This is a genomic window from Klebsiella sp. RHBSTW-00215 (assembly GCF_014103785.1).
In the GTDB taxonomy this organism is placed as follows: Bacteria; Pseudomonadota; Gammaproteobacteria; order Enterobacterales; family Enterobacteriaceae; genus Klebsiella.
In genome coordinates this window covers 2662851-2675463 of record NZ_JABXQS010000001.1, presented here as the reverse complement: position 1 = coordinate 2675463, position 12613 = coordinate 2662851, and the positions used below count along the sequence as shown (strand labels likewise).

At 56.4% G+C, this 12613-nt stretch carries 11 protein-coding genes; 4 read left to right on the top strand and 7 right to left on the bottom strand.

All coding sequences use genetic code 11. The features are described 5' to 3' along the window. Positions 1–27: 27 nt before the first annotated feature. Positions 28–1467, bottom strand: a complete 1440-nt coding sequence (gene degP, locus HV127_RS12675; RefSeq protein WP_182236443.1) for a serine endoprotease DegP — start codon at positions 1465–1467, stop codon at positions 28–30. Positions 1468–1601: 134 nt separating this feature from the next. Beyond that, positions 1602–3116, bottom strand: coding sequence for a dGTPase (gene dgt / locus HV127_RS12670; RefSeq protein ID WP_182236441.1), 1515 nt, complete (start codon positions 3114–3116; stop codon positions 1602–1604). A gap of 84 nt (positions 3117–3200) precedes the next feature. Here dgt and mtnN point away from each other — a divergent pair, with 84 nt between their 5' ends. The 3 genes from mtnN to HV127_RS12655 are packed head-to-tail and all read left to right on the top strand — an operon-like array spanning position 3201 to position 5342. After that, positions 3201–3899 (top strand): 5'-methylthioadenosine/S-adenosylhomocysteine nucleosidase, encoded by a 699-nt coding sequence (gene mtnN, locus HV127_RS12665; RefSeq protein WP_182236439.1) that lies wholly within the window; start codon positions 3201–3203, stop codon positions 3897–3899. Then, positions 3892–4692: a vitamin B12 ABC transporter substrate-binding protein BtuF gene (btuF, locus tag HV127_RS12660; RefSeq protein WP_182236437.1), complete on the top strand. Its 801-nt coding sequence runs from the start codon at positions 3892–3894 to the stop codon at positions 4690–4692. The genes mtnN and btuF overlap by 8 nt, the downstream gene beginning before the upstream one ends. A 26-nt stretch (positions 4693–4718) precedes the next feature. Further along, on the top strand, positions 4719–5342 hold the full coding sequence (locus HV127_RS12655; RefSeq protein WP_182236435.1) for a TRIC cation channel family protein: 624 nt from the start codon (positions 4719–4721) through the stop codon (positions 5340–5342). Between the two features lie 87 nt (positions 5343–5429). On the opposite strand, the gene erpA is transcribed toward HV127_RS12655, so the two are convergent. Beyond that, on the bottom strand, positions 5430–5774 hold the full coding sequence (gene erpA / locus HV127_RS12650) for an iron-sulfur cluster insertion protein ErpA (RefSeq protein WP_110272482.1): 345 nt from the start codon (positions 5772–5774) through the stop codon (positions 5430–5432). 81 nt (positions 5775–5855) lie between these two features. Then, positions 5856–7274 (bottom strand): H(+)/Cl(-) exchange transporter ClcA, encoded by a 1419-nt coding sequence (gene clcA, locus HV127_RS12645; RefSeq protein ID WP_182236433.1) that lies wholly within the window; start codon positions 7272–7274, stop codon positions 5856–5858. 305 nt (positions 7275–7579) lie between these two features. On the opposite strand from clcA, the gene hemL reads away from it, so the two are divergent. Then, positions 7580–8860, top strand: a complete 1281-nt coding sequence (gene hemL, locus HV127_RS12640; RefSeq protein WP_181483513.1) for a glutamate-1-semialdehyde 2,1-aminomutase — start codon at positions 7580–7582, stop codon at positions 8858–8860. 42 nt (positions 8861–8902) lie between these two features. On the opposite strand, the gene fhuB is transcribed toward hemL, so the two are convergent. From fhuB to fhuC, 3 genes are read right to left on the bottom strand one after another with little or no spacing between them, the layout of a single operon-like run. Beyond that, a complete protein-coding gene (gene fhuB / locus HV127_RS12635) occupies positions 8903–10885 on the bottom strand; it encodes a Fe(3+)-hydroxamate ABC transporter permease FhuB (RefSeq protein ID WP_182236431.1) in 1983 nt (660 codons plus the stop codon). Continuing rightward, positions 10882–11772: a Fe(3+)-hydroxamate ABC transporter substrate-binding protein FhuD gene (gene fhuD, locus HV127_RS12630; protein WP_182236429.1), complete on the bottom strand. Its 891-nt coding sequence runs from the start codon at positions 11770–11772 to the stop codon at positions 10882–10884. The genes fhuB and fhuD overlap by 4 nt, the downstream gene beginning before the upstream one ends. Continuing rightward, positions 11772–12569, bottom strand: coding sequence for a Fe3+-hydroxamate ABC transporter ATP-binding protein FhuC (fhuC, locus tag HV127_RS12625; RefSeq protein ID WP_112215816.1), 798 nt, complete (start codon positions 12567–12569; stop codon positions 11772–11774). Before fhuC ends, fhuD begins: the two co-directional genes overlap by 1 nt. Positions 12570–12613 lie beyond the last annotated feature (44 nt).

Here is a 12613-nt window from a genome sequence, read left to right as displayed (position 1 = left end):
ACAAGGGGCTTTACGATTTGCCCGCGATTACTGCATCAGCAGGTAGATGGAGGTATCACCACGCTGAATGTTCAGCGCCAGAACCGAAGGTTTAGCATCGAAGATTTTGCGCAGGTCAGCAATATTTTTCACCGGCTGCTGGTTAGCGCCAACGATAATATCGCCTTTCTTCAGGCCAATCTGCGCAGCCGGAGTCCCCGCCTTCACGTTGCTCACCGTGACGCCTTTATCCTGACCCTTGTTGCTCATTTCCGCACCTTCAATACCGTTGAAGATGGTGCTTGAGTCAACCTGAGTCTGATTACTTTGCTGCAGCTCTACGGTTACCGTTACTGGTTTACCGTCACGCAGCAGGCCAAGTTCAATTTTGCTGCCGATAGGCATGGTGCCGACCTGTGCACGCAGTGCGGCAAAGCTGCTGATTGGCTTACCGTTCAGCGTGGTGATCACGTCACCGGCTTTAATACCTGCTTTACCCGCTGCAGAACCCGGCATGACCTGGCTGACAAACGCACCGCGCTGAGCGTCGACTTTCATCGCTTTCGCCAGTTCGGAGTTCAGCTCGGTTCCCATGATGCCCAGCTCACCGCGCTTAACCTGGCCAAACTTAACCATCTGATCGGTCAAGTTTTTCACCATGTTGCTCGGGATCGCAAAGCCGATACCGATATTACCGCCGTCCGGTGCCAGGATCGCGGTGTTGATACCGATCAGCTCGCCGTTCAGGTTAACCAGCGCGCCGCCGGAGTTACCGCGGTTAATCGCCGCATCGGTCTGGATAAAGTTCTCGTAATTTTCAACGTTCAGGCCGCTGCGGCCCAACGCGGAAACAATCCCGGAGGTCACGGTTTCACCGAGGCCAAACGGGTTACCGATAGCCACGGTGTAATCGCCGACGCGCAGGGTATCAGAGTCCGCCAGCTTGATTGCGCTCAGGTTTTTCGGATCCTGAATTTGAATCAGCGCGATATCAGAACGCGGATCTTTACCGACCACTTTTGCCTCAAACTTACGGCCATCGCTCAGTTGAACTTTGATCGTCGTCGCGTTATCCACGACGTGGTTGTTGGTGACGACATAACCTTTAGCGGCATCAATGATCACCCCAGAACCGAGGGCCATAAATTTCTGCTGCTGACCGCCATCGCTACCCGGAGCGCCACCCTGCCCACCGCCCTGACAGAACGGAGAGCTTTGGAACGGTGAACCGTCCTGGCAGAACGGTGAATTATCACCAAAGAACTGCTGGAAGTTACGCGGCATCCGCGGGGTATTAACGGTGGTGCTCCCCTCAACGTTGATGCTCACGACAGACGGCATCACCTTTTCCAGCATAGGAGCCAGACTCGGCATCTGCTGTGCATTAGTAGCCGAAGAAGCTGTTTCCGCCGCGCTCGCAGAGAGAGGGGACAACGCCAGACCTAAACTAAGAGCCAGAGCACTCATTGCTAACGTGGTTTTTTTCATATGTTTCAATCTCGATTTCAGATAACGAATAGTTGCTGTTTACGTGACTATGAGAGTCATTTTATAGCGCGAAGTTCCGGAATGAAGTTTTGGTAAAAGTAAAAATTTATTGTTCGTCTTTACAAAACTCATGCTTATTCTACGGCCATCAATCGCCGATATTCATCCCATGCATACAAGTCCGTCATTCCGCTGATATAGTCCTGAATGAGACGACAGCGATAATAATATTCCCATAGCGGAAATTCAGCGCTATCGCGCGGGATCTTATTTACGGCTTCTACGTAGGCCAGACGATGGCGAGTCGAAAGTTTCTGGAACAAGCGTGAGGCGATCGGTAAACTTCGCACCCGCTCTTTTTCCACCAACAGACTAAACTCATCCAGCGATAATTTTAACAACGGCTGGTAGATATCCAACAGGCCGCTAATAACACGATAACCTTGCAATTCCAGCTGCTCAACATCTGGATGGCTAAATACATGTTTTACAGCAACATTTTTATAAAGTTCAAGCAATTGGCTGCAATCACTTTCGTCTTCAAGCAGCGCGTGATTAAAATCACCGGTAAAGATCCTTGGCAAATTATCAATAAAGCGACGCGCCGCATACGGTACCAGCTTATTCAGCGTATTGACCCGTAAATACATAAAGAACTGATCTTCAGTACTTCGACTAAGAGAATTCGCACGAGATTTATCCCAGGCATTTTCAACAACCATGTTAAACAAAGAGCCTTTTTCGTGCTCCCCCCAGGCCTCGTAAAGATGCTGATATAGCTGCTCCACGCTGAAAATACGTTTTTCTACTGCATCCTCAAGGTCGGCAACGCAATACGAGATATCATCTGCGGCTTCCATAATCCACGTTAATGGGAACCGATTGTAAGGAGCCAGATCCAGTTCTTTACGCAACCTCGCAACATAGCCCTCTTCGGCTAAATAATAACCAGGTTTCTTCATTAAATAACTGTGGCTGGCAGGCGGTTCCCCTCGCCACCACGCCGGACGGGTATATTTAAGGATACAGCCCACCTGCGCCCAGGTCAGATTCATCCGCATCAGGGTATGCACTAAACGAATTCCCTGCGCATTTCCTTCAAACCAGCACAAATCCTGGCGAACCTTGCGGCGTAGCTCATTTAATTGGCTATCCCCCTCCTGCAAACGCAGCGCTTCAACCACGCAACGGTCTTCGGTTAGGGGCTGGCTGGCGGCATCGCCAGGGAACAGCCGCTGGCTGAACCAGTCGTTGATTGCCGCTTCGCCAAAATGACCAAACGGCGGATTGCCGATGTCGTGCATCAAGCAAGCCATCTCGACGATACTTTCAAATGGACCGGTTAGCTCATCCAGCCCATAGCTCTCCAGCAGCTTCTGTTCTTTCAGACGGCTTAGCACTTCTTTAGCGATATAGCGGCCAACCTGCTGAACTTCAAGAGAGTGGGTCAGACGGGTACGCACCGCCGCGTTACGCTCTAGCGGGAATACCTGAGTTTTTTGCTGCAATCGGCGGATCGCCGGCGAGTTAACAATACGCCCGCGATCGCTTTCGAAAATGCGCAGGATTTCATGTTCCGTCTCAACCCCTTGCGGTGAACGATAGCGGCGACGCCAGTTAATCTTGTTGCGAAAATCGATCTTTGCCATGGCCTTCCCCGTGCGAGCAATAACGTTTCCTTCTAAGCGCATGATAGACTATGCCGCTAAAACCCACACATCGCGAGTAAATCTATGAAAATCGGCATTATTGGCGCTATGGAAGAAGAAGTTACCCTTCTGCGCGACAAAATCGACAACCGCCAGACCATCACTATCGGCGGTAGCGAAATCTATACCGGACAACTTCAAGGTACCGACGTCGCTCTGTTGAAGTCGGGTATTGGTAAAGTGGCCGCCGCCATGGGCGCAACCCTGCTGATGGAGCACTGCAAGCCGGATGTGATTATTAACACCGGTTCGGCAGGCGGGCTGGCATCTACCCTGAAGGTTGGCGATATCGTTGTTTCTGACGAAGCGCGCTACCACGATGCTGACGTCACCGCATTCGGCTACGAATATGGCCAGTTGCCAGGCTGCCCTGCCGGTTTTAAAGCTGATGAAAAACTGATTGCCGCCGCGGAAACCTGCATCAAAGCGCTGGATCTTAACGCAGTACGCGGTCTGATTGTCAGCGGCGACGCCTTTATCAACGGTTCCGTTGGCCTGGCGAAAATCCGTCAGAACTTCCCGCAGGCCGTGGCGGTCGAGATGGAAGCAACGGCCATTGCGCACGTCTGCCACAGCTACGGCGTGCCGTTTGTTGTCGTTCGCGCCATTTCCGATGTTGCCGACCAGCAGTCCCATCTGAGCTTCGACGAGTTCCTCGCTGTTGCCGCAAAGCAGTCCACCCTGATGGTGGAAAACCTGGTGCAGCGTCTGGCTCGTGACTAAGTCACTTCAAACGGCTCTTGCCGCCCTGCTACTGCTCGTCCCGGCGTGGCTATTCGCTGCGCCGCGGGTGATTACGCTCTCCCCCGCCAATACCGAACTGGCGTTTGCCGCCGGTATTACGCCGATTGGCGTCAGTAGCTATTCTGATTACCCGCCAGAAGCCGCAAAGATAGAGCAGGTCTCCAGTTGGCAAGGGATGAATCTGGAACGCATCGTCGCACTTAAACCCGACCTGGTACTGGCCTGGCGCGGCGGTAATGCCGAGCGGCAGGTTAACCAGCTAAATTCGCTCGGTATTAAAGTTATCTGGGTCGAAACGACGACTATCGAAGATATCATCACCACGCTTCGCCAGCTGGCGCAATGGAGCCCACAACCGGAAAAGGCACGGCAGGCGGCCCAAAAGATGCAGGATGATTATCAGACGCTGAAAGCGCGCTATGCCAGCGCGCCAAAAAAGCGCGTCTTTTTACAGTTTGGCACTAACCCGCTCTTTACCAGCAGCAAAGGGTCGATTCAGGATCAGGTTTTGACGCTATGCGGAGGGGAAAATATCTTTGCCGCCAGCCGGGTTCCCTGGCCGCAGGTCAGCCGTGAGCAGGTGCTGGCAAGGCAGCCGCAGGCCATTGTCATTACCGGTGATGCCAGCAAGCTTCCCGCCGTTGAGCGCTACTGGCAGAATCAGCTAAAAATTTCGTTTATTGTCCTACATGGTGACTGGTTTGAACGTGCGAGCCCACGTATTATCCTCGCCGCAAAACAACTCTGTACTGCGCTCGAGCAGGTAAAATAATTACCTGATAACCCAGGGAACTCACGATGCTTGTCTATTGGCTGGATATTATTGGCACCGCGGTGTTTGCCATCTCCGGCGTCTTGCTGGCAGGAAAGCTGCGCATGGACCCATTTGGCGTACTGGTATTAGGCGTGGTGACCGCGGTAGGCGGCGGAACCATTCGCGATATGGCTCTCGCCAACGGCCCGGTATTTTGGGTGAAAGACCCGACCGATCTGGTGGTGGCAATGGTCACCAGTATGCTCACCATTCTGCTGGTACGTCAGCCGCGCCGGCTGCCTAAATGGGTGCTGCCGGTACTGGATGCCGTTGGGCTGGCAGTATTTGTCGGTATCGGCGTCAATAAAGCGTTTCTTGCCCATAGCGGGCCGCTGGTCGCCGTCTGTATGGGCGTTGTCACCGGCGTTGGCGGCGGGATTATCCGCGATGTGCTGGCGCGCGAAATCCCGATGATCCTGCGCACGGAAATCTACGCCACAGCCTGTATCGCAGGCGGTATCGTTCACGCAACGGCGTACTACACTTTACACGTTCCGTTAGAAAACGCGGCAATGCTAGGAATGGTGGTCACGCTGGTAATTCGCCTGGCGGCAATCCGCTGGCACCTGAAGCTACCGACGTTTGCGCTAGATGAGAATGGGCGTTAATAAAAGCAAAACGGTAACTTTAAGGTTACCGTTTTTAGTTGTTTGCTCCCTCTCCCTGCGGGAAAGGGCTGAGGTGCCGCACTCACTTTAGACGCTGAATGAAGAGCCGCAACCGCAGGTGCTTTTCGCATTCGGGTTGGTCACGATAAAGCGTGAACCTTCCAAGCCTTCAGTATAATCGACAGCCCCGCCGACCAGATACTGCAGGCTCATTGGGTCAACCACCAGGCCTACGCCCTGCTTCTCGATAGTCATATCCCCATCGTTTACCTGATCGTCAAAGGTAAAGCCGTACTGGAAACCGCTGCAGCCACCGCCGGTGATATACACGCGCAGTTTCAGGTTCGGATTATCTTCATCCGCGATCAGGTCTTTTACTTTTATCGCTGCGGCTTCGGTAAATTCCAGCGGCAACGCTACGTCATCACTCATTTTATGCTCCCATTGATACTTCTGACCGGTTAAAGAATAACCCGACCTTTTGAGCCATTATCCAATACCCGAGTAAATCGTTCAAGTATTCTCCCCGCCAACCGGCTGTGCCTTTGCCGCCCGCTCGGCTTCCTGTTTCGCCAGGGTGCGCTGCAGGATTGTCGAGTATAAAGGCTTGCCGCCAAGGAATTGTGCCAATAGTGTTGCGCCCAGGCAGGTAATAATCATTGGCAAAATGAGCTGGTAGTTATCGGTCATCTCCAGCACCAGCACGATGCCGGTCAACGGCGCACGAACCGAGGCGGCGAGAAGTGCGCCCATACCAGCAATGGCAAACGTCCCCGCATCCAGATGATACGCCGGAAACAGCGGCGTTGCCGCCATGCCGAAGGCCGTTCCCAGCAATGTTCCCAGCGCCAGCATCGGTGCGAAGATACCGCCGGGCGCGCCGGAAGAGAAGCAGAGCAGCGTAGTAATCACCCGGGCGATAAAAATAAACAGTAGCAGGCCAACAGAAAAGTTGCCCGCAGCAGCGATGGGAATCAGGTTAAATCCGCCGCCTGCCGCCGTTGGCTGAATCAGCCCAAGCACGCCGCAGCTGCCGCCGATTAATCCGCCAATCAACACCCACTTTTTGATATTACCACCATGAAAACGCTGGAACATATCCTGGGTACGCAACACCAGAGTGTTAAATAACGGGCCGATACAACCGAAAATCATCCCCAGCACCAAATATAACCACAGCGTGTTAACCGGCGCGTTGCTCAGCTTGCCAACCTCGATAACCGCATGATCGCCATTAAAAATACGAAAGACAATCGTCGACATAATCACGCCGGTAAACACGGCTTTAATGGAGATCAGGTTGTAGCGAAACTGCGGACGCATCTCTTCAATAATAAACAGAATACCGGCCAGCGGCGCATTAAACGCGGCGGAGAGACCCGCTGCTGCACCGGTCGCCAATAGCGTATGGCGCGCCTCCGGGCTGCGCATGCGGAATACATCCACCACCATGCGGCCAAGATTGCCGCCCAGTTGCACCATCGGCCCTTCACGACCCAGCACCATTCCTGCGCCCAGGGTCCCCATACCGCCGATAAACTTCACCGGCAACACGCGCCACCAGCGCACGGGACGCAGCTCTTCCAGCGCTCCCTCTATTTCCGGGATCCCCGATCCGCCCGCTTCCGGGGCAAAACGACGTACGAGGAAATACCCCACCATCGCCAGCAAAGCGGAGAGGATAAAAGCCAGCGGCCAGACCAGAAACCAGTGGTCTGCCACCTCTACCAGCGCGCCAATGCGCACGTTTTGCACCCAGTTGACGCTTTTCTCAAACGCGACGCCAACCAGCCCCGCCAGCGTTCCGACAACGGCCGCCATCAATAACACCGCCAGCGGCGTTTTATCACGCTGAATCAACCGACGCACGGCATCGCTGCGGCGAACACGTACGAACTGATGTGCTGAAGAAGAGGGATTTTCTGCTTTCATGCCATTATCAATGATTAGTAATACAAATAGAAAGAAGGGCATTCTAGCCAACCGGACAGGCCCCGTCGTCAAAAAAATGCGCCGTGACCACATTGTTTCAATTGGGCAAAACTTTCATACCCTAAATAATTCGAGTTGCAGGAAGGCGGCAAAGGAGTGAATCCCGATGAGCTTACTCTGGTAAGTGATTCGGGTGAACGAGCGCAGCCAACACACCTGCAACTTGAAGTATGACGGGTATATAACCTTCCTGGAATAACCTAGAATAGCCGACAAAACATTTTTCACGAACCAGGACCCTGGCTATGAGCAAATCTGAAAATCTGTATAACGCTGCGCGTGAACTTATCCCCGGCGGCGTGAACTCTCCGGTACGCGCCTTCACCGGCGTCGGCGGTACGCCGCTGTTTATCGAGCGCGCCGACGGCGCATATCTCTACGACGTCGATGGCAAAGCGTATATCGATTATGTTGGTTCCTGGGGCCCAATGGTACTCGGTCACAACCATCCGGCAATTCGCAACGCCGTGATCGAAGCGGCGGGACGCGGTTTAAGCTTTGGCGCACCAACGGAGATGGAAGTCAAAATGGCGGCACTGGTCACTGAACTGGTGCCGACCATGGATATGGTCCGCATGGTGAACTCCGGTACCGAAGCGACGATGAGCGCCATTCGTCTGGCGCGCGGTTTTACCGGCCGCGACAAAATCATCAAATTTGAAGGCTGCTACCACGGCCACGCCGACTGCCTGCTGGTGAAAGCCGGTTCCGGCGCGCTGACTCTGGGCCAACCGAACTCTCCGGGCGTTCCGGCAGATTTCGCCAAACACACCCTGACCTGCACCTATAACGATCTCGCATCTGTGCGCGCCGCGTTCGAACAGTATCCGCAGGATATCGCCTGCATCATCGTTGAACCGGTCGCCGGTAACATGAACTGCATCCCGCCGCAGCCTGAATTCCTGCCGGGCCTGCGCGCGCTGTGCGATGAATTCGGCGCGCTACTGATTATCGATGAAGTGATGACCGGCTTCCGCGTGGCGCTGGCCGGCGCGCAGGATTACTACGATGTGGTACCGGATCTGACCTGCCTGGGCAAAATCATCGGCGGCGGCATGCCGGTTGGCGCATTCGGCGGCCGTCGCGAAGTGATGGATGCGCTCGCCCCGACCGGCCCGGTTTACCAGGCGGGAACGCTGTCCGGTAATCCGATCGCCATGGCGGCGGGCTTCGCCTGCTTAACCGAAGTGGCGCAGCCTGGCGTGCATGAAACCCTGACCGATCTGACCAATCAGCTGGCTCAGGGTCTGCTGGACGCCGCCCGTGATACCGGTATTCCACTGGTAGTGAATAACGTCGGCGGCATGTTCGGCATTTTCTTTACCGATGCGCCAACCGTGACCTGCTATCAGGACGTGGTGAAGTGCGACGTGGAGCGCTTTAAGCGCTTCTTCCACCTGATGCTGGAGGAAGGCATCTACCTGGCGCCGTCAGCGTTTGAAGCGGGCTTTATGTCTATCGCCCACAGTGAAGAAGATATCGATAACACCATCGCCGCAGCGCGTAACGCCTTCGCGAAGCTGTAACCCTAAACGCCGGGGCAACGCTGCCCCGGCGATACCAGGGCACTATCGGCTCTGCTTTCTTAACAGATAGATAAAGTACGGTGCGCCGATAAAGGTCGACAGCAGCCCCGCCGGGATCTGGTAAGGGAACATCATCATCCGCCCGCACCAGTCGGCAAACACCAACAGCACCCCGCCAATCAACCCGGACATCACCATATGCGGCATAGTACGGCGGAAACCCATCATACGAGCGATATGCGGTGCCATCAGACCCACGAAGCTAAGCGGGCCAATAGTTAGCGTTGCGCTGGCGGTTAAGCACGCCGCCAGCAGCAGTAACGCGATGCGCGACGGCGTCAGCGCTACCCCAACGGCCCTTGCCGCCTCACTACCCAACGGTAGAATCGTCAGCCAACGTCGACAAAGCGGGGCCAGCGCCAACAGGATGATCATCACCACGCCGCTGCGCACCACTAATTCCGGCGTTGCGCTGTAGGTTGAGCCGGAGATCCACGTCAGGATCTGCGCCATTCGCGGGTCACCGCTGGCCTGGAGCATCATCAGCAGCATGGTAAACGCGGTGCTCAGCGCCATCCCCGCCAACAGCATACGATGCGGCGAGAACCCGCCGCGTCCGGCAGCAATCAGGATAACCAGCAGCGTCGCCGCGGCCCCGAGGCTACCGGCAGGCAGCAGCCAGCCAAACGCATTGCCCGGCACAAAAAACAGCATCACCACCACGCCGAACGCCGCGCCGGAGCTGATCCCAAGCACTTCCGGGCTGGCCATCGGATTACCGGTCAGACGTTGAATGATGCAGCCCGCCACCGCCAGCATCATGCCGGCAAACAGCGCCGCCAGAATGCGCGGCCAGCGCCAGGGCATCAGTTGATCCAGTAACGTACCGCTGGCCCAGTGCCAGCCCTGCGCGTCGCGGCCAAAGGTCAGCGCAACGACAATTGCCAGCAGCAGAATCACCAGCCCGCCGAGTGCGAACCACTGCACGCTTTGCCGCTCCGCCAGCACTTTGTCACCGCCATTCATCACCGGTGCGCTAATGCTGCGCAGGCGCGGTAGCAGCCATAGCAACAAGGGCGCGCCAATCAGCGCAGTTACCGAGCCGGTGGAGATTTCCATCCACACCCGGGTGAGCCACAGAATAACCTGATCGGAAATCCACAGCAGCAGCGCGCCAATCAACGCTGCCAGGAACAAGCGCGATAACAGACGACGAGCACCCAGCATCTTCGCCAGCAGCGGCGCGAACAGGCCGATAAAGCCAATAATTCCTACCGCATTGACCAACAGCGCGCTAATGATAATCGCCAGCGTCAACGCCCCCAGCCGCGCCAGCGAGAGCGCCAGTCCGAGGTTGCGCGCCACGCCGTCATCCAGCCCCATCAGGGTCAGCGGACGCAGCAGCAGCAGGGTCAAAATCGCCCCGCCGAGCAGCTGCGGCCACAGCCGCTGCACCACGCTCCAGTCGGTCTGCGTCAGGGTACCGGTGCTCCACAGGAACATACTTTGCAACTGATCGTGATGGAAAATCGCCATCAGCTGGTTGAGCGCACCGCAGTACAAACTCACCACCAGCCCCGCCAGAATCAAGGTCACCGGCGAGAGCCGTTTACCCCAGGAGACGCCAAATACCAGCGCGCCGACGAGGCACGCCCCGGCCAGTGCGGCAAACTGCGAAGCCAACACGCCGGGGATCGCCCACAGCGTAGTAACCGTCATCCCTAACTGCGCGCCGGTCGCGACGCCAAGCGTTGTCGGTTCCGCCAGCGGATTACGCAACACCTGCTGGAACAGCACGCCCACCAGCCCCAGCCCGACACCGACCAGCAGCGATATCGCCAGCCGCGGCAGCAGGCTGTAGTGGAACAGCATCTGGGAAATATTATCGATATCCGGCTGCCAGAGCGCCTGCCCCCACTCGTTTCGCGGCAGCGCCACGCTGAGGTTGAACAGCGTTAGCGTAAAAGCGGCGATCAGCAAAACAGAGAGCAACAATATAGCCAACGGAGAAATTCGCTGTCTCATGCCGGGACTCCCTGCGCATCGGCCAGCACGCGAGCAAAATACATCGCTGATAGCGTCGCGCCATAGAACCACACCGCCGGGACGCGCTGAAAACGCCCAGAGCGAACAAAAGGCATCGCTCGCCATAGCGGCGTCGCCATTAATTGCGCCATTTCCCGCTCGTTACCATGATCGAAACAGAGAACATCGGCATCTTTATAGGCCGCCAGCCGGTCGATCCCGACGGTGACGCTGCCCCAAAAGGTGGTTTCGCCCTGCCAGGCGTTTTTGATATCAAAGCGATCGAGCACTTCCTGGAACAGGCAGTTTTGCGCAAAGACCAGCACGTGACGGGTATCAAGCAGGGTAATCATCAGCAGAGGGCGATCGCCACGCCGGGCAAAGCGAGGCCGCAGGCTTTCCATCAGCGCGTCAAACTCCGCCAGATGGCGCTTCGCTTCCTGTTGCTTACCAATCAGTTCAGCCATTTCATTGAGCGACTGTTGCGCCATCATCAGCGGACGCTTGCCGTCGCTGAAGGTGAATCCTCGCCCGGGCGCAATGCGCGCCAGCTTTTCCGACGAAGGGCCGTATCCTGCCGACCAGACCAGAAACGACGGCTTCATTTGCGTCAGCAGTTCAAGATTCGGCTCGGTGCGCAGTCCAACATCAATCACCGATGGCGGCAGCGCAGGTTCGTTAACCCACAGCCTGTAGTTCGGGATATCGGCGACGCCATAGGGCGTGACGCCCAGCGCCAGCAGCAGCTCGACCGGCAGCCACTCCAGAGCGACAATGCGCTGCGGGTCAACTTCCGCCGCCTGCGCGCCGCGCATCTGCCACAGTAGCGGCGACAGAGCCATCGCGGTCAGCAGACGCCGCCGCGTGATTAAATTCAGGTTTTCCATCAATAGACAAAACTTACCGGCGCTGCGCCAGCCGGATGCGGCAGGATCCCCATCGGGATACCGTAAATTTGTTCCAGGGTTTCACTACGCATCAGCTCCGCAGGCGTTCCCTGAGCAATCATTTCACCACCGCGCAGGGCCACCAGATAGTCGCAGTAACGGGCAGCCATATTGATATCATGCAGGACGGCAATAACCGTCAGCCCGCGCTGCTGGCTAAGGCGGTGAACCAGTGCCAGAACATCAACCTGATGGGCGATATCCAGCGCCGAGGTCGGCTCGTCGAGCAGCAGGCAGCGGCTATCCTGGGCTACCAGCATGGCAATCCACGCTCGCTGGCGCTCGCCACCGGAGAGGCTATCCACCAGCCGATGGGCTAATGGTTTCAGGCCAACCAGCGCGATCGCCTCTTCGACTTTTTCCCGGTCCGCCGCGCCAAAACGCCCCAGCGCTCCGTGCCACGGATAGCGGCCGATAGCCACCAGTTCACGCACCGTCATGCCTTCCGCCGGCGGCAGTTGCTGCGGCAGATAGGCCACTTTGCGGGCAAACGCTTTGCTGCTCCAGCTATCGAGCGGCTGGCCGTCAAGCAGGACATCGCCTTCCGAGGGCGGCTGATGACGACCCAGCATTTTTAGCAGTGTCGATTTGCCGGAGCCGTTGTGGCCAATCAGGCCAGTCACTTTTCCCGCCGGGAAGGTTAATGAGAGAGGATGCAATAGCGTGCGACCGGGCACGCGGAAGGTCACGCGGTCCAGCGAAAACGTAGTATCAGAGTGCGGAGTGTTTTCCTGCATAACGGGACCTGGTAAGAGGCGCGGCGAACCGCGCCCATTAAGTG